The 17,971-nt window shown below is 61.4% G+C and carries 15 protein-coding genes; 9 read left to right on the top strand and 6 right to left on the bottom strand.

Features of this window, described 5'->3' with window-relative positions; all coding sequences use genetic code 11:
• Positions 1-74: 74 nt before the first annotated feature.
• A complete protein-coding gene (locus M5B43_RS18185; RefSeq protein ID WP_248751392.1) occupies positions 75-2,036 on the bottom strand; it encodes a methyl-accepting chemotaxis protein in 1,962 nt (653 codons plus the stop codon).
• A gap of 53 nt (positions 2,037-2,089) precedes the next feature.
• Positions 2,090-3,760, bottom strand: a complete 1,671-nt coding sequence (locus M5B43_RS18180) for a PleD family two-component system response regulator (protein ID WP_248751391.1) — start codon at positions 3,758-3,760, stop codon at positions 2,090-2,092.
• 298 nt (positions 3,761-4,058) lie between these two features.
• On the opposite strand from M5B43_RS18180, the gene M5B43_RS18175 reads away from it, so the two are divergent.
• The 4 genes from M5B43_RS18175 (at position 4,059) to speA (ending at position 8,344) form a co-directional block, all read left to right on the top strand.
• Positions 4,059-5,126 (top strand): DUF2333 family protein, encoded by a 1,068-nt coding sequence (locus M5B43_RS18175; protein WP_248751390.1) that lies wholly within the window; start codon positions 4,059-4,061, stop codon positions 5,124-5,126.
• Between the two features lie 2 nt (positions 5,127-5,128).
• Positions 5,129-5,665: an NUDIX hydrolase gene (locus tag M5B43_RS18170; protein ID WP_248751389.1), complete on the top strand. Its 537-nt coding sequence runs from the start codon at positions 5,129-5,131 to the stop codon at positions 5,663-5,665.
• Between the two features lie 183 nt (positions 5,666-5,848).
• On the top strand, positions 5,849-6,220 hold the full coding sequence (locus M5B43_RS18165; protein WP_012722004.1) for a translation initiation factor Sui1: 372 nt from the start codon (positions 5,849-5,851) through the stop codon (positions 6,218-6,220).
• A 210-nt stretch (positions 6,221-6,430) separates the two neighbouring features.
• Entirely contained in the window at positions 6,431-8,344 is a 1,914-nt protein-coding gene (gene speA / locus M5B43_RS18160; protein ID WP_248751388.1) for an arginine decarboxylase, read from the top strand.
• Positions 8,345-8,519: 175 nt separating this feature from the next.
• Here the strand turns inward: speA and M5B43_RS18155 are convergent, their stop codons facing one another.
• Together M5B43_RS18155 and M5B43_RS18150 are read right to left on the bottom strand one after the other, a co-directional pair.
• Entirely contained in the window at positions 8,520-9,863 is a 1,344-nt protein-coding gene (locus tag M5B43_RS18155) for an MATE family efflux transporter (RefSeq protein ID WP_248751387.1), read from the bottom strand.
• A 3-nt stretch (positions 9,864-9,866) separates the two neighbouring features.
• Positions 9,867-10,157, bottom strand: coding sequence for a hypothetical protein (locus M5B43_RS18150; RefSeq protein WP_248751386.1), 291 nt, complete (start codon positions 10,155-10,157; stop codon positions 9,867-9,869).
• A gap of 162 nt (positions 10,158-10,319) precedes the next feature.
• Between M5B43_RS18150 and M5B43_RS18145 the strand changes: the two genes are divergently transcribed.
• The 5 genes from M5B43_RS18145 to M5B43_RS18125 all read left to right on the top strand — a co-directional run bounded on the left by M5B43_RS18145 (position 10,320) and on the right by M5B43_RS18125 (position 14,770).
• Complete coding sequence (locus tag M5B43_RS18145) at positions 10,320-10,628, top strand: MazG-like family protein (protein ID WP_248751385.1); 309 nt, start codon at positions 10,320-10,322, stop codon at positions 10,626-10,628.
• A complete protein-coding gene (locus tag M5B43_RS18140) occupies positions 10,621-11,370 on the top strand; it encodes a methyltransferase (protein ID WP_248751384.1) in 750 nt (249 codons plus the stop codon). The genes M5B43_RS18145 and M5B43_RS18140 overlap by 8 nt, the downstream gene beginning before the upstream one ends.
• A gap of 24 nt (positions 11,371-11,394) precedes the next feature.
• Positions 11,395-11,997 (top strand): DUF4136 domain-containing protein, encoded by a 603-nt coding sequence (locus M5B43_RS18135; protein WP_248751383.1) that lies wholly within the window; start codon positions 11,395-11,397, stop codon positions 11,995-11,997.
• A 44-nt stretch (positions 11,998-12,041) separates the two neighbouring features.
• On the top strand, positions 12,042-12,599 hold the full coding sequence (locus M5B43_RS18130; RefSeq protein ID WP_248751382.1) for a DUF4136 domain-containing protein: 558 nt from the start codon (positions 12,042-12,044) through the stop codon (positions 12,597-12,599).
• A gap of 188 nt (positions 12,600-12,787) precedes the next feature.
• Entirely contained in the window at positions 12,788-14,770 is a 1,983-nt protein-coding gene (locus M5B43_RS18125) for a pilus assembly protein TadG-related protein (protein ID WP_248751381.1), read from the top strand.
• On the opposite strand, the gene M5B43_RS18120 is transcribed toward M5B43_RS18125, so the two are convergent.
• Both M5B43_RS18120 and M5B43_RS18115 read right to left on the bottom strand, forming a co-directional pair.
• The gene (locus tag M5B43_RS18120; protein WP_248751380.1) at positions 14,767-17,499 is read right to left on the bottom strand and encodes an ATP-binding protein; all 2,733 of its coding nucleotides are present in this window, start codon (positions 17,497-17,499) and stop codon (positions 14,767-14,769) included. The two genes, M5B43_RS18125 and M5B43_RS18120, sit on opposite strands and share 4 nt — an antisense overlap.
• The gene (locus M5B43_RS18115) at positions 17,496-17,936 is read right to left on the bottom strand and encodes a TadE/TadG family type IV pilus assembly protein (RefSeq protein ID WP_248751379.1); all 441 of its coding nucleotides are present in this window, start codon (positions 17,934-17,936) and stop codon (positions 17,496-17,498) included. The genes M5B43_RS18120 and M5B43_RS18115 overlap by 4 nt, the downstream gene beginning before the upstream one ends.
• Between the last annotated feature and the right edge of the window lie 35 nt (positions 17,937-17,971).

Raw genomic sequence — 17,971 nt, 5'->3', positions numbered from 1 at the left:
AATGTGTACCTGACCTACCGCAATCGGGAGCAAGCCCCCTCCCACATTTTGATCTCCATAGGGGGCAGACCAGCTCAGACGCGGAATGCCTGCACAGCCGTATTGAGCTGCCCACCCAGCACCAGGAGGTGCTCTCCCTGGCTTCGGCCCTGGCCAATGCGCAGCAAATTGTCCTCACCCAATTGATGAATCCGCTCGCTGTTATCGCGAATCTCACTGACGGCGCCACTTTGCTGCGCGGTCACATCGGCAATGCGCACAGCGGTATCGGAAATGGTCTGGATTGCCCCGACGATTTCATCCAGCGCGCCATCCGCTGCCTGGGCTTGCTGGGCGGTGGCTTCGGCGTGTTCGACTTGGGCGCGCATGCCTTGCACCGATTGGTGGGCGGCGGTTTGCAGGCCGGCGATCAGGCCCTGGATCTCGGCGGTGGCGCCGGCGGTGCGCTGGGCCAGGGAGCGTACCTCATCAGCCACCACGGCAAAGCCTCGCCCGGCTTCACCGGCGCGGGCGGCTTCGATGGCGGCATTGAGGGCCAGCAGATTGGTTTGGTCGGCAATCGAGCGAATGACCGTCAGCACGCCGCCAATGGTGGCGGATTCTTCGGCGAGTTTTTCAATCATCTGCGCGTTTTGCTGCACTTCGCCCACCAGCGCATGCAACCCGTTCAGGCTCAGGCCGATTACCCGTTGACCTTGTTCTACCGCTTGGCCAGCGCTGCGGCTGGCACCGGCGGCCTGGCTGGCATCGCCGGCCACTTGTTGAATAGTTGCTTCCAGCTCGCCCAACGAGTCACGAATCTGTGCGGTGTCCCCGGCCTGGCGTTCGGCGCCGTCGTGCAGGCCGCTGCTCAGCTGCGCCAGGGCGCGACTGCTGCCGGCGACTTCCTCGGCATTGCCGCGAATGGTGCCCACCAAGTCCACGAGGTAGGCGCGCAGGCGGTTAAGGGACGCCTCGATGTCGTGCAGCTCACGGTTGGTCTTGCCCAAGGCAATCGGCTGGCTGAAGTCCCCTTCGGCCCAGGTGGACAAGGCCGGTGCCAGGTTGGTCAGCACCCGCGCCAGGCGTCGTTGCAGGGTGTCGATCAGCAGGGCGATCAACAGGATCAGGCCAATCATCACGCCTTGCATCAAGCGCACTTCGCCCTGGATCTTGGCGTGTTGCGCGCGTACCACCGGCTCCAGGCCGGCGATGGCTTGCTGCACACTGGCGATTTTCAAGTGGGTGCTGGCGGCGAGGTCGGCGCGTTGCTGGATCTGCTCGCGGGTGCGTTTGAGTTCCGCGGGGTAGCGGGTCAGCAGGCTGTTGAGGTCGCGCTTGAGGTCGACGCCGGTGTCCTGAACTTCAGTTTTTTCAGTGTTTTCCAGGCCCATCAGGGCTGAAAAATCGTCGGTGTTGGATTCGGTGCTCGCCTTGACGCCCAACAGTGGCAGTTGCGCCAGTAGATCGGCCTGGGTGCGGATGCTGGCGATTTCACGCTCTACATCATCGGCCAGCTCTGCGCGCCCGCTGCTGACCAGCTTGTCGCGAGCCAGAGACAGTTTGCCCACGTGTTGCGAAGCGGCCAGCAGCGGCGGCAAGTAGCGCGCCGCGTCGGCGGAATTGACGCCGATGGCGTACTGGCTCAGTTGCTCCAGGTTCGCTCCCAACTCGCGCTCGGCTTGCAACAGCAGCGCTTGCGGGTCGCCGGCCAGCTTGCCGGCAGCGAGCAGGTCGGTCTTGCCGAAGGTATCCAGGTCCACCAGGCTGGGGCGCAGGTTTTGCGCCAGCTCGGGAGGTAACTCATCGAGGTGCAGCAGCAGGCTTTCCAAGCTTTGGCTGGCACTGCTCAGGCGCAAGGCATCGCCACTGGCCAGGTAGTCGTCGATATTGCGCGCGGCCTGGTTCTGAAAGGTCTGGGACAGTCCCAGGTAGCGCTCCATCAACCCATACGGACGCTCCAGCGCCCGTTGCGACCACCACAGCGTCGCCCCAAGGGCCAGGCACACAGCCACCAGCAGGAGAGTATTGAGATTGGTCAGCAGCTTCAGGCGCATGCGTGGTTTCAACCAACAGCAAAAGATAAGTGCCTGAAGTTATTGCGTTTGCGTTACAGAGTTATGACGGAATCGGTGGATTCTGGTGAAAAGATGGCACTTTGCTTTGATGTGCGCGCAGCTTGTACACGGTTGCGTCCCGCACCTTTGGCGCGGTACAGCGCCTCATCGGCCTGGGCGGCCATCATCAGGCTGTCGGAATCGTCGCACAGCTCCACCAACCCTGCGCTGAAGGTGCACCACAAATCCTGGGGTTGGGCCGGGTAGTGGATTTCCGCAAAGCGCCCGCGAATCTCATCCAGTACTTTGCAGGCCGACTCCAGGTCGGTGTCGGGCATCACGATGGCGAACTCTTCACCGCCGTAGCGGCCGATATAGTCGGTCTTGCGCAAGCGCTGCTTGAGAAACAGTGCCAGGCTCTTGATCACGCGGTCGCCCATGGGGTGGCCATGGCTGTCGTTGACCCGCTTGAAATGGTCGATATCCAGCATGGCAAAGCTCAATGGCTTGTTCTCGCGGCGTGCGCGGAAGCTGCAGTCTTCGAGCAATTGCAGGATATGGGTGTGGTTGTACAGCCCTGTCAGGCTGTCGCGCACCATTCGTGCCTTCAAATTGCGTGCCCGCGCCGCACGGTTACGCACGGTAGTGATCAGGTGGCGCGGCTTGATCGGCTTGGTCAGAAAGTCGTCACCGCCCTCGCTCATCGCATCCAGCTGTTTGTCCAGGTCGTCTTCGGCCGACAGATAGATGATCGGTACGCTCATATAACGGTCGTTGTGGCGAATCACCTTGGCCAGCTCGGTGCCGGTGCAGGCCGGCATATACATATCGAGGATGATCAGGTCGGGCTGGAAATCCGCCAGCTCGGCCATGGCCTGGATCGGCTCGATCAGCGTGCGGGTGACGATACCGGCGCTGTTGAGCAGGCGTTCGGTATGCAGTGCCTGGGCCCGCGAGTCGTCAATGATCAGTACTTTATAGGGTTCGTACTGGGCGACGCAGGTCAGCACTTCAATTTTTTCCAGCAGGCTTGAGGCTTCCAGCGTACCGGTCAGGAACTCTTCGCCACCGGCGCGCACGGCGGCCAGGCGGGTGGGGGTGTCGGTTTCATGCAGGCTGAAAAACAACAGCGGCAGCTTTTGCTCCAGGCCCTCCTGGGCTTCGGCGGCAAGCCGGAGACCCAGGCCGGCCCCACAAAAGTCCACGTCCATCACGATCGCCGACGGCAGGCGCTCGGCCATCGAGGCGCGGAAGGCCGCTACGCTGTCCAGGGATTGAGCACTCAGGCCAAAGAATTCCAGCTGTTTGGCCAGGCGCTCGGCGCGGTCGTGGTCGGCGAGCATCACGTAGATGGGCTTGCGCATCGGCGGCAGGAAGGTTTGATCAAGCTGATCGCCCTGGCGCAGGCCGGTGCGGGACAGGCGTTGCATCAAGCGATTGAGTTCGGTGATCAGTTGGCTGCTCAGTCGGCCGCGGTTTTCGTCCACAGCCTTCAGGGATTCGCCGATGTGTTGCGCCAGTTGACCATGTTCCGGCTGTTCGAAGCGTTCGGCAAAACGCAGCAGGCGCAAGTTGGCTTCGCTGAGTTCAGAAAAGTCGGCGTTCGACCATTCGCTGCGCTGCAGGCGCTGCCAGATCTCAAGAATTTGACGTGCCTGATGAATTACCCGCTGGGCAAAATGGTGCTTGAGGCGCTCACGGCTGGGGTCTTCTGGCTCGGTCATATCCTGACTACTAGTGAGGGTGCATGCTGAGATCGACTGATGGCTCTATGCTAGCACCTCTTTTCTGTTACATGAGTGTCATACGTCAATTAAGTACGAGTTGGTGTTATTCAGTTATCGACCTGTCGGTCGCGCAGCGTAAAAAGCGTGCATCCTTTATAGTCGAACACCCGTTGTGCGCCACTTTCGCTTAAAAGCCCGCGCCGATGGGCACGATGGGGTAGGGTTGTGGTCGGAATGTCTGAACGCACCCGGACAATTGATGTGCATGAACTCAAGTGATTGAAAGGATATCGCCATGCTGGACTGGAAAAACCGTGCAGGCAGTGCAAAAGGCCCCGCTCCTGAGCCCAAGTCGGCCAACCGCGGCTACTTTCGCAACCTGCTGATGAGCCGAGCCTTGCTTAGCGTGATCGGCTTGTACCTGTTGGTCACCGGTGCCCTGGGTTGGTACTGGAGCGAAGAACCGGCGCTGTTTCCGGTCCAGCAAAACGCCCAGCTTGCCGCCGAGAAGGAAGGCAAGCAGATGGTGGTGGGTTTCACCACCGTCGAAACCCTCAAGACCGTGGTCGGCACCTTGCTGAATAAACCCGGTGGCTACATTTCCAACGACCGTTTCCCACCGGGCTTGTGGATGGACAACATGCCGAGCTGGGAGTACGGCGTGCTGGTGCAGGTGCGTGACCTGACCCGAGCCCTGCGCAAAGACTTCGCCCGTTCCCAGTCGCAGTCGGCTGAAGACGCTGATTTGGCCAAGGCCGAGCCGCGCTTCAACTTCGACAACAAGAGTTGGGTGCTGCCATCCAGTGAGTCGGAATATCAGGAAGGCATCAATTCCCTGAGCCGCTACGAAGCCCGGCTGTCCGACCCGAATCAGAAAGGTGCGTTGTTCTATGCCCGCGCCGATAACCTCAACAACTGGCTGGGCGATGTCGCCACCCGCCTGGGTTCGTTGTCGCAACGCCTGTCGGCCAGCGTTGGCCGGGTCAAGCTGAACACGGCGCTGAAAACCGAGACGCTGGCCCCGGGCGAAGTGCCGCAGGTTGATGAAGAAGTGGTGGAAACCCCATGGATGCAGATCGATAACGTGTTCTACGAAGCCCGTGGCCAGGCGTGGGCCTTGTCCCACCTGCTGCGCGCCATCGAGGTCGACTTTGCCGATGTGCTGGCCAAGAAAAACGCTACCGTCAGCGTGCGCCAGATCATTCGTGAGCTGGAAGCCTCGCAGGAACCGGTTTGGAGCCCTATGATTCTTAACGGCAGCGGCTTTGGCATCCTCGCCAACCACTCGCTGGTCATGGCCAACTACATTTCCCGGGCAAACGCTGCAGTGATCGACTTGCGTCAGCTCCTCAACCAGGGTTGATGATGGACGTTACTCGAAAGGAGGCCGCGCACCGCGCGGCCTCTGATGCAGAACTGATCTGCTGGGTCGACGAGCGGGACAACCTGCTCGGTCACCTTGTCAGGTCCGACCTTCGCCAGCGCGGCCTGATCGGCCGATGCACCTTTATCTTCCTGTTCAATTCGGCCGGCTTGCTGTGTGTGCATCGGCGCACCCTGAGCAAAGCCTTGTATCCCGGGTTCTGGGACACGGCGGCGGGCGGGATGGTGGCGGCCGGGGAGAGCTACGCCGATTCGGCGGCCCGTGAGTTGGAAGAAGAACTCGGGGTGGGTGGCGTGGAATTGGTCGAACATGACCACTTCTATTTCCAGGATGGCGACAGCCGGCTCTGGTGCAAGTCGTACTCGGCTGTTTGGGATGGTCCGTTGCGTTTGCAGCCCGAAGAAGTCATGGAAGCACGCTTTTTACCCCTTGAAACCGTCTTGCAGGAAGCCGAGCAAAAGCCTTATTGCCCGGACGCGCAAGAGGGCTTGCGCCGCTATCTGGCCTCGCGTCGCTAAAGTTGCATAAATTGGCGCCATTTGGCTCTTAGCAAGTCGGCTTTTTGCCGTTACACTGCGCGACTTTTCACCCGAACCATCTTTACGGTTCGGTAGCGCTGCCCCTGCCTGAGTGGGGCTTCGCGGTCGGTGACCCTCCTTGGCGAGCACCGATCAGTCTTCATCCTCCGAAGAGGATTGCCGGTGGCCAAAAAAGCCGCATCCTTCGCCGCCTTGGGTGGCCTGGTATTTTCCACCGACGCAGGTCGACACTGCCCGGACTGTCGTCAGCCCGTGGATTCGTGTACCTGCAAACAGACCCTGATCCCTGAAGGCGATGGCATTGCCCGCGTGCGACGCGAGAGCAAAGGCCGTGGCGGTAAGACGGTGACGACTATCACCGGCGTGCCCCTGGCCGAAGAGGCCCTGAAGGAGCTGGCCACGACGTTGAAAAAACGTTGTGGCACCGGTGGCGCGTTGAAAGACGGCGTCATCGAGATTCAGGGCGATCACGTCGAACTGCTGTTGGCCGAGCTGATCAAGCTTGGGTACAAGGCGAAGAAATCCGGCGGCTAGCAGCCTCTGTGAAACCCACCCCGATCGCCGTTTGCTGAACGCGAACTGTCGTCTCCATGGTTTTCACAGAGCCTGTTCCTGACCGGTGTCTAAACTCTGTCCTGCGAGTGGGGTCTACCTCCCTTACAGGCAAATCGTCATTTTCATTCTTTAGACTGCGCCAGCCTCTGATAGGGGCGGTGCCTTCGACTTCATTTATAGGGGACTTCGATGTCCGTACGACGCACACGCAAAGACGATGGCAGCCAATGGACAGTTGCGGACAGCCGCAGTGTTTATGGAATTCGCCATTGGGGGGCCGGGTATTTCGCGATCAATGATGCCGGTCGCGTTGAAGTTCGTCCGAACGGCCCGAACAGCACACCCGTCGATCTGTACGAGCAAGTTGATGAACTGCGCAAAAGCGGTCTGTCGTTGCCGCTGCTGGTGCGTTTCCCCGACATCCTGCAAGACCGTGTACGCCAACTGACCGGCGCCTTCGATTCCAACATCGAACGCCTGGAATACCAGAGCAAGTACACCGCGCTGTACCCGATCAAGGTGAACCAGCAAGAAGCGGTGATCGAGAACATCATCGCCACCCAGAACGTTTCCATCGGCCTGGAAGCGGGCTCCAAGCCTGAACTGCTGGCCGTGCTGGCGTTGGCGCCGAAGGGCGGTACCATCGTCTGCAACGGCTATAAAGACCGCGAATTCATCCGCCTTGCGCTGATGGGCCAGAAGCTCGGCCACAACGTCTTTATCGTGATCGAGAAAGAGTCCGAAGTGGGCCTGGTGATCGAAGAGGCGGCGAGCCTCAAGGTCAAGCCGCAGGTTGGCCTGCGCGTGCGCTTGTCGTCGTTGGCATCGAGCAAATGGGCGGACACCGGTGGCGAGAAATCCAAGTTCGGTTTGTCGGCGGCGCAGTTGCTGTCGGTGGTCGAGCGCTTCCGCGCTGCGGGCCTGGACCAGGGCATTCGCTTGCTGCACTTCCACATGGGCTCGCAGATCGCCAACCTGGCCGACTACCAGCACGGTTTCAAGGAAGCCATCCGTTACTACGGCGAACTGCGTAACCTCGGCCTGCCGGTAGACCACATCGACGTGGGCGGTGGGTTGGGCGTGGACTACGACGGCACCCACTCGCGTAACGCCAGCTCGATCAACTACGACATGGACGACTACGCCGGTGTGGTGGTGGGCATGCTCAAGGAATTCTGCGATGCGCAGAGCCTGCCGCATCCGAACATTTTCTCCGAAAGCGGGCGTTCCCTGACCGCCCACCACGCCATGCTGGTGGTGCAGGTGACTGACGTCGAGAAGCACAACGACGAAATCCCGTTCATCGAAAACAAGGAAAGCCTGCCGGAAACCGTGCAGTGGCTGGTGGACCTGCTCGGCCCGACCGACATCGAGATGGTCACTGAAACCTACTGGCGTGCCACTCACTACATGAGCGACGTGGCTACCCAGTACGCCGATGGCAAACTGACCCTGGCGGAAAAGGCCCTGGCCGAACAGTGCTACTTCGCCGTGTGCCGCCGCCTGCACAACTCGTTGAAAGCTCGCCAGCGCTCGCACCGCCAAGTGCTGGACGAACTCAACGACAAGCTGGCCGACAAGTACATCTGCAACTTCTCGGTATTCCAGAGCCTGCCGGACACTTGGGCCATCGGCCAGGTATTGCCGATCCTGCCGCTGCACCGTCTTGACGAAGAGCCGCTGCGCCGCGCCGTGCTGCAAGACCTGACCTGCGACTCTGACGGCAAGATCAAGCAATACGTTGACGAGCAGAGCATCGAGACCAGCTTGCCGGTGCACGCCTTGAATGAGGGGGAAGACTACTTGCTGGGCATCTTCCTGGTGGGCGCTTACCAGGAAATCCTCGGTGATATGCACAACCTCTTCGGCGACACCGACTCGGTGAACATCTACCAGCGTGAAGACGGTTCGGTGTACAGCGCCGGTATCGAGACCCACGACACCATCGAAGACATGCTGCGCTATGTGCACTTGTCGCCGGAGGAGTTGATGACTCATTACCGCGACAAATGCGCGAGCGCGAAGATCAGCGCCAGTGAGCGTACGCAGTTCCTGGATGCGTTGCGCCTGGGGCTGACACGTTCTTCGTACCTGTCGTCGTAAGCACAGTCGACAGAGCGTCAGTGTAGGAGGGGGCTTGCTCCCGATAGCGGTAGATCAGTCGCAATTCAGTTGCCTGATACACCGCGATCGGGAGCAAGCCCCCTTCCACATTTTGATCACTGCGAGTCCTGAAGTTTTAGCGGGGCTGAATGATCTCGGCCATTGCCGAGCACATTTATCCCAGCCACTGATCTTGCCGATTCAAGCGCCAGGCAATCGCCCACAACGTCAGGCTGCGCACCACCATGAACAGCAGGAAAGTTATCCACAAACCGTGGTTGCCGTACGGCTGCAACAGCCAGGCAAACGGCAGCAGAATAACCACCGTCAGCAGCATGCCATTGCGCATTTCCCGCGCGCGGGTGGCGCCGATAAATAGCCCGTCCAGTAAGTAACTCCACACCGCAATCAAGGGCAGTACCGCGAGGTAAGGCAGGTAAACGTCGGCGGTTTCGCGCACGCTGGGGATATCGGTTTGCAGGGCGATAAACAGGTGCCCGGCAAAGGTGAACAGCAAGGCGAACCCTACACTGGCGATCAATGACCAGCCGCAGGCAACCACCAATGAACGGCGCAACGCCTGGCGATCATGGGCGCCGATGGCGTGCCCGCATAACGCTTCTACCGCGTGTGCCAAGCCGTCCAGGGCGTGGGCGGTCAGCAGCAGGCCGTTGAGCAAGAGGGCATTGGCCGCCACCGTGGCATCGCCCAAGCGTGCGCCTTGCACCGTGATCATGAAAAATACCGATTGCAGCGCCAGGCTGCGGATGAAGATATCGCGGTTCACTGCCAGCAGCGGGCGCCAGCTTTGCCATTGCCTTAATGCAACCCAGGCGATATGCCCGGGATAGGCGCGCAGGGCTTTTTGCGTGAGGGCCAGGCCGAGCAGGGCGCCGGTCCACTCGGCGACTACCGAGGCGCGTGCGGAGCCGACCACGCCCCAGTCCAGGCCGAGAACGAACCAAAGGTTGAGCGCGATGTTGACCAGGTTGGTGGTCAACAGAATCGCCAACGGCGCGCGGGCGTTCTGTGTGCCCAGGAACCAGCCGACCAAGGCATAGCTGGCCAGTGCGGCGGGCAAGCCGAACAAGCGGGTGTGGAAAAACTCGCGGGTCAGTTGATTCAATTCGGGGGACGGTTGCATCCACTCCAATGCCAGATGGCTCAGCGGAATGCCCACTGTGCCCAATAGCATCGCCAAGCCCAGCGCCAGCAACAGACCTTGCAGCAGGATTTGCCGGAGTGCGGCGCCGTCACCGCGCCCGGCGGCTTGTGCGGCGAAACCGGTTGCGCCCATGCGCAGAAAGCCCATGGCCCAGGCCAGGAAGGTATAGAGGCTGGCCCCCACCGCCACGGCACCCAATTGGTGAGCGTGGGGCAGGTGGCCGATGACCATGCTGTCGACCAGGGCGACCAGCGGCACCGAGATATTGGACAAAATCATCGGCGCGGCCAGGGACCAGACGCGTCGATGGGTGGGGCGGTCGCGCCAGTCGGTGAGTAAGGTGTGCGTTTTCAAGTATTAATGCACGACCCAACTGAGCAGCCAGAGGCCCAGCATCAACCAGATGATCCCCATGATGATCGAGGCCCGCATAAACGCGCGCACCGCCGAGTACAGCAGCATCAGGCCGATGAGCAGGGTGATGATGCTGATGATCGACGTGTCCATGCCCAGGGATTTGGCCAGCCCGTCGACAAAGTCGCCGCCGGCATGGGACAGCGTGTTGAACAGCCCGCTGAACAACTCGACGATAAAGTGGATGATCTGGCCGATTTTAAGACCCAGCCAGCCGAAAAAATCTGTTTGCATGTGTGTGTCCTGATGAAAAGGTAGGCGTAGCTGCCGGACCTGAGCCTTTGGTCGTTATTGGCGCAGGCGAGTTCCCTTCTAGCATAGAGGTTTACGGCGTGCAGGGAATCACTTGCCTTCGCTAATCATCCGCCCGAAGCTATACGCCTTCAGGAGCCTGTCATGAACCTCGTACACCTCACCGAACGCCTGCACCGTATCCGCGATACCAACGACTGGAAGCCGTTCCACAGCCCGAAAAACCTGGCCATGGCCGCCAGCGTGGAAATGGCTGAGCTGGTGGAAATCTTCCAATGGCTGACCGAAGACCAGTCGCGCCAGTTACCCGCCGACAAACTCGCCCACGCCGGCCAGGAAGTCGGCGATATCGTGCTGTATCTGCTGTTGCTGTGCAGTGAGCTGGGCCTGGATATGAATGAGGTGGTGCGCGCCAAACTGGCCGACAGCGAACGGCGGTTTGCCCATGAGTGATCGTCATTTCGACCAGTTGGCCACGCGCTTTGCCGAGAAAATCTATGGGGGCGCCAAAGGCGCGATTCGCCTGGCGGTGCTCCAGGCCGACCTGCTCGAAGCGCTGCCCGAGCGCCCGTTGCGCGTGCTGGATATCGGCGCGGGCCTGGGGCATATGTCGCTGTGGCTGGCCGAGCGTGGCCACCAGGTGACCCTGGCCGAGCCCGCCGAACCGATGCTCGAGGGCGCGCGCCAACGCTTCGCCGATGCCGGGCAGACGGCGACCTTTATCCATGCGCCGTGGCAAGACCTGCTCGGCCAGCTCACCGAACCCTACGACCTGGTGCTGTGCCACGCGGTACTGGAGTGGCTGGCCGAACCCCATGCGATCCTGCCGGTGCTGCACCAGTTGACGGTACCCGGTGGCTGGTTGTCGTTGGCGTTCTACAACCGTGATGCGTTGATTTACCGCAACCTGCTCAAAGGCCACTTCCGCAAAATGCGCAAGAACGATATGGCCGGCGAAAAGCAGAGCCTCACGCCGCAGCAGCCCCTCGACCCAAGGGAGTTGGCGGCGCGGCTCGAGGGGTTGTGGCAGGTCGAAAGCCAAAGTGGTGTGCGGGTGTTCCACGACTATATGCCGGTGGAATTCCAGGCCCGCGCCGATTTACAGGATTTGTTGGAGATGGAACTCGCTCACCGTCGTCACCCAAGCTTTGCCGGACTTGGGCGTTATTTGCACTGGATTTGCCGTCCGGTTTAAGCGGCCCAGTTTGCGGAGGTCAAAATGCGTCGTCTCGGTTTGATCGTGTTGTCCCTCGGTCTGGGGGCTTGTTCCAGCCCCAATCCCTACGTGGCCGCTTCGGCGCCCATGCCGCCGGCGCCTGCCCAGGCGGCCAATACCTTTGATGCCAGTGCCTACCCGGCGCCGGTGCGCGACTACGGCGCCTACCGCAGTTGGGGCTGGCTCAACGGCCAACTGCCGGCAGGCTCGGCTTGGGCCGACTCGGCGCAGATAGCCGAAGCGGTCAGCGGCGCCCTCGACCAGCGTGGCTTGCGCCCCCTGCATGACAACCGTATGCCCGACCTGCTGGTGAGCGCTGATGTGCGCCTGGAAAAACGCCTGCGCCAGGTCCAGGACGATTATGGCTACGGCTATGGCGGCTATAACCGCTATGGCAACGGCTATGGCATGTACAACACGGTGCCGGTGGTGCGCACCTATGAGGTAACGGTTGCGGTGGCACGCATCAGCCTGTTCGATGCTCGTACTCGTCAGCCCGTCTGGAGCACCAGCGCCGAAACCACCAGCCAGGGCAGCCTGAGCGAACGCGCTGATGCATTGCGCGAAGCGATGCAGAAGGCAATGACTGCCTATCCGCCCAGTTAGCAGCTATTCTCATCTCAGGCTCAGCCGTCTTTTGGAGATAAACCATGCTTCGTCGCATTGCTGCACTTGCTGTTGTTGTGTTGCTGGGCGGTTGCCAGACCAGTCAGGTCAATCACGATTTCGACGCCAGCCGCGACTTCGCTGCATACCGCAGTTGGGCCTGGAAAGAGCCGGCGTTGCAGTATCGTCCCGATGACCCCCGGATCAAGAGTGACCTGACCGAACAGCGCGTCCGCCAGGCGGTAGGCGAACAACTTGACCAGCGCGGCCTGCGTCCAGCCGCGGCCGGCACCAAGGCCGACTTGAACGTGCAGGCGTACCTGATCGTCGAAGACCGCCAGCAACAAGTCACCACTAACTACGGCGGCGCTTGGGGTGGCCCCTGGAATGGCTACTGGGGTGGGCCGATGTACAACGAAACGCGCAACATCACCTACAAGGTGGCGACCCTGCAGATCGACCTGCTGGACGGCAAGGACGGCAAGCTGGTGTGGCGTGGCAGCGACGAGCAGATGATGGCCAGCACACCGAATCCGCAGGATCGCAGTAATGCCATCCGTAACACGGTGACCAAAATCCTCGCCAACTACCCGCCACACTGACTAACGATCACCCCATGCCCCCTGTGGGAGGGGGCTTGCTCCCGAAGGCGGCGCAACTGTCGCCCGGGTTTCTTGACCCGTTCAGCTCCCTCGCCGCATTTGATCTTCACCACTTCCAGCCCTTGTCTACACTCAGCTAAACCCCAGGAGAGTAAGCGCTCGGCAACCCGCCGGCACAGGAGTGCTCGATGTCTCCCCGACTGCGTTCCAGACAAGGTGGTGCAATCGGCATCATGGCCGTTGGCGTGTTGGTACTGGCGTTGGTGTGTACATTGCTGGTGATCGACAGCGGCCGTTTGTACCTGGCCAAGCGTCAGTTGCAAAGCGTGGCGGACACCGCGGCGCTGGAGGCCGTCAGCCGCGGCGGCACCTGCCTGGCCGGTTCGAGCGCGGCGGCCTTCGCTGCACAGAGTGTGGCGCGTAATCATTTTGTGGTGGGTAACGGTAATACCCTGGTGACCACCTGTGGCTCGGTGGCTACCGGTGCTTCGGGCATGCGCACGTTCAGTGCAAACCCGGCGCTGTCGTCCGCGATTCAGGTGGTGGTCAGCAACACCGTTCCAACCAGCATTGCAGCCGGAGCCTGGGCGCTGACGTCCGGCACCCCGGTGAGCCTGAACACGGTATTGACGGCGACCGCCGTGGCGGCGATGCCCGCCCCCTCGCTGGCGCAGTTGACCATCAACAGCACGCTGGCCAGCGTCAATACCGCCAATGCGAGCTTGTTGAACCCGCTGTTCAGTGGGTTGCTCGGCGGTAACGTCAACCTGACCGTTGCCGGTTGGAATGGCCTGCTCAATACCAATATCAACCTGCTCAGTTACCTCAACCAACTGGCGATCAACCTGAATGTGGCCGCCGGTAACTACACCCAATTGCTCAACACCCACGTCACCGCGACTCAGCTGATTCAGGCCGCCATCACCGTGCTGACCGCCAACGGCGCCACAGCCGATGTGTTGACCGCCCTGGGTAACTTGCAAGTCGCCGCGATCAACCAGGCGCCCCTGACCCTCGGGCAGATCCTGCAACTGCAGGCGGGCACCACGGCTGCGGCGTTGAATGCCAACCTCCAGGTGTTTCAACTGATCCAGGGCGTGGTGCAACTCTCCAATAGCCAGAGTGCGGTAGGCGCGACCTTGCCGGTAAGCCTGCTGGGGCTGGCGAACATCATCACCCAGGTCAAGGTGATCGAGCCGCCGCAGTTGTCGGCGATCGGTAACCCGGCGCTGGCAGTGGCCAACCCGATGGGCCCGAATGGGATTTATGTGCGCACCGCCCAAGTGCGCACCGAGGTGACGGTCAGTCTGCCAATACTGAGTAGTTTGTCGGGGCTGACCACGGCGGTGAATAATCTGGTGGGGCCGCTGACGCCGGTGGTCAACGGCTTGTTGAGCTTGAACCTGGTGACCACGCTGAACTCGGCGTTGTGTCTGTTGGGGGCGGGGTGCCAGCAGTTGGATTTGTTGTTGATGCAGGGCAATCTGCCGCTCAACATCGTGCTGGATGCCGGTGGGGCCAGCAGTTATGTCAGCGCTTACAGTTGTCCGACGGGCAGTGCCGGGACCAAGAGCCTCACGGCCAACACCACCTCCTCGTTAGCCTCGTTGAATGTAGGCACTATCGACTATGCTTTTTCCACCACTCAGCCTATGACCGTGTCGCCCTTGACGCTGGTCGATATCGGTACCAAGACTTGCCATGAAATCCTTGGTATCGGCAGTTGTGGTGCCCGTGTGCCGTTTGCTGCTGGGGGAATTGCGATCAAGGTGCAAAGCTCTATTGCAGGGAGCAACAGCACCCAATCCCTGGTGTTTTCCAGTACGACGCCGTATGCCATACCACCTAACGTGGGGCTAACACCGTTCTATCAGGCTACGCTCCCGGCTACCGACTTGGTAAGTGGACTTACCACCGCTCTCAACGGCGTGAGCATTACGGCTTACCAACCGGTGGGCAGCAATCCATTGGGCAGCCTGATCGCCAACACGGTATCGCTGCTCAGCGGCGTCAGCGCCATCGTCACGCCGGTGGTGGATAACCTGCTCGGTCCACTGCTCAACCCGATTCTCAACAACCTGCTGAACATGCTGGGCATCAGCCTGGCGAATGTGAACGTCGGTGCCAACCTGACCTGCGGCCAGACCGGCGAAGCCTACCTGGTGATCTAAGCGTCGATGGCCCTGGGCAGTTCCACACAGAACCGCGCGCCGTGCTCACCGTTGCTGACGCTCAGGCGCCCGCCCATGTTTTCCACGATGCCGTAGCTCACCGACAAGCCCAGGCCGGTGCCCACGCCAATCGGTTTGGTGGTGAAGAACGGTTCGAAAATTCGCTCGAGTAAACGGGGGTCGATACCGCCGCCATTGTCTTCGACCCAGAGGCGCACATGCCGGCTGTCGTGTTCGGTGTGCACTGCAATCCATGGGCGCAGTCCGGGGTTCTTTTCGCGTTGGCTCAACAGTGCGTCGCGGGCGTTGACCATCAAGTTGATCAGCACTTGCTCAAGCTGGTCGACGTAGCCTGTGACCTGCACTGGCACCTCTGCCTGGCTCAGGCGTACCTCCACGCCTTTGCCGCTCAGGCCCTCGCTGAGCAGCGACAGGGTGCCTTCCAGCGCCTGCGCCGGGTCGAAGGGTTGCTGCTCGACTTCCGAGCGACGGCCGAACACGCGCATATGGTCAACCACCCGCGCGGCCCGCTGTACCTGTGTATCAATGCGCTGGAGTTTTTCCGTCAGGTAATCGATCTGTGCGTCGCCATTGCCCAGGCGCTTGAGCACATTCACGATAGCCATGCGCATCACGTTCAGCGGCTGGTTGATCTCATGGGCCAGGCCGGTGGCCATTTCGCCGAGGGTGGCCATTTTTGCGCTCTGGGTCAGTTGCTGCTGGGAACGCCGCACCTCGGTGTTGTCGCGGCCCACGGCCTGCACCTCCAGCAGGGCGCCGTGTGCATCGAAGACGCCGCGGTCCGACCACACCCACCAGGCATGCTCTCGTCCCGGCAGTTGCAGGCTGATTTCCGCTGTGCTGACGGGAAACTCCGGGGTCAATTGGTGCACGCGCTGCGCAAACGCTGCGCGTTGTTCGGCCGATAACCAGTCCCCCAGGTTCAGCCCCGGCAGTTGGCTGGGGTGGCACTCCAGGTAGTTGGCCAGTGGCGTGTTGCCAAAGGTCAGGGTCAGGTCCGGGCGATAACGGCAGATCATCGCCGGGGAGTCTTCCACGAGTATCCGGTAGCGCTCTTCACTGTCCTTGACCTGTTGCGCCGCCAGGGTGGCATCGGTGACGTCCAGCCACAGGCCGACGGCCTCCACTGGCAGGCCGAGGTCATCGCGCAGCAGCTTGGCCTCATCGAGCAGCCAGTGGTAATTGCCCTGTTTGTCCTGGACCCGGTAGCGACTGCGCACGCTGCCTTCGCGCAGCAGTTGGCGGGTGCGCTGGAAGTACAGGTCGCGATCATCGGGGTGCACCCATTGCACCAGGCTGTCGTGGGTGCATTCGGCGAGGGTGCGGCCGAGTAGGGGGAGCAAGCTGTTGCTGAAAAACACCGGTTGCAGGGCGCCGTTCACATAGCGCTGCACATAGATCACCGCCGGTGAGCTGGCGATCAGGTTGTCCAGGCGAGCGTGGGCGGCATCGGCTTGCAGTTGCTGGTTCTTGATGTCGCTGATATCCAGCATGAACCCGATGCAGCGGCGCTCTTCACCATCGCCCAGCACTTGCCCCTGCACGCGGTACCAGGTCGGCGCCTGGCTGCTGTCGCTGCGGTTGATGCGGACGCTGGCAAGCAGGGGTTTGCCAAGGCTTTGCAGGTCGCGCAGGCGGCTATGCAGCTCCTGGCGGTCGGCGGGGTGGATGAGGTTCAGCCAGGTGGTCAGGGGCTGTCGGGTCGGCCCTTCCTCCGAGCCGAGGTTGCGCATCAACTGCGCAGCGAGCTGGATTTCCGCGCTGGCCGGCAACAATTCCCACCAGCCGGTGCCCAACAAGCCTTGCAGGGCTTCCAGGCGCTCCAGTTGTTGGTGGTGGCGCTGTTCGCGCAGGCGGCTGAGCAGCGGCGCGGCGAGTGCGGCCGTGAGGTTCAGCCAGTCGCGGTCGCGGGTGTGCGGTTGGCCATTGTAGGCACCGCACAGCAGCCACGCGGCAACGCCCTGGCCATCGCGGTACGGCACGAGGAAGCCATCGGCATTGCCAAACACGCTGTGCAAGCGCGGATGCTCGCCTCGCCCATAGGGGGCTTGCAAGCTCAGCGGTGTGGTGCCATTGAGGCTGTCCAGGCAGGTGCCCAGACGCTGCCCGCTGTGCCAGAACAGCGGCGCGTCATGGTTGGCGTACTGGCTGTAGATCACCCAGCCCAGGTCTTCCTGATCCAGCAACGCGAGGGCCACGCAGGGAATGCGCCAGCGTTGCGCCACGCTGCTCAACTGCTCGTTGAACACCTCGGGCAGGCGGCTGAGGCTGCACACGCGCAGATGCTCACTCACCAGGCTGGCCAACTGTTGATTCTGCTCGCGCTGCTCGGCCAAGTGCCGGCCGTTGAGCAAGTCGCCGATGTCCACGGCGTGCAGCAGCCACCCGTGGTCGTGTGCTTCAAGCGTGCCTCGGGTGTGCAGGGTTTGCCCGCCGATGCCCTGGAAGTCCAGATCCAGGCTGTGGCGCTGCCAATCGGCGGGGACCCCCTCGACCGCCAAGGCGCCGGGAGGGCACAACAAGGCTTGCAACGGTGACGACGCTGCGTGTGGCGCCAACTGAGCACGCAAGGTGCCGCTGATGTCGAGCACGCGACCTTGAACGTCCAGCTGCACCTGCAACCCGGCGCAAGGGGGCGCGGGCGCTTCGATGGACAGCGCGGCGGCACGGCCGAGCAGGCGCCCGAAGAGTTTGTCCCCCGAGGTCAAAATTGCAGGCTCGACTGGGCCTGCAGCACCGTTGGCAATTGCGGCACAGTGCCAATGCCGGGCAGGACAATAAAGGGCATCACTGCCTGGAGATTGGCCGAGGGGTAGTTGATCTTCACCGTCAGCAGGTTGTTGACGAAGGTCGTGCTGACTTGCGTGGCCGCGTTGAAGTTGTAGGCCGCTGGGATCCACCCCAAGCGGGTGGCGACTGCGGTGTTGGCGGTATTCACCACGGCGGCATTGTAGCCTTGCATGGTGGGGTCCAGCCCCACGCTCTGGCGCACCGCTTCAGCGGTCGCCTGGGTAAACGACTGCAACAACAACAACGGCAGGCTATAGCTCACCATGCCGTAGAACACGGCGAAAAAAATCACGAACACAGCAATGAACTCAATTGCTGCCGTACCTTTTTGCTTGCTGGGGAGGCTAGTTTTCATCACCGCGTCTACCCTGACGGCTACTACTTGATATC

Source organism: Pseudomonas sp. MWU15-20650, from assembly GCF_023242475.1.
GTDB lineage: Bacteria > Pseudomonadota > Gammaproteobacteria > Pseudomonadales > Pseudomonadaceae > Aquipseudomonas.
The sequence above is the reverse complement of the archived record's forward strand: the minus strand, read 5'-3'. Positions and strand labels throughout refer to the sequence as shown.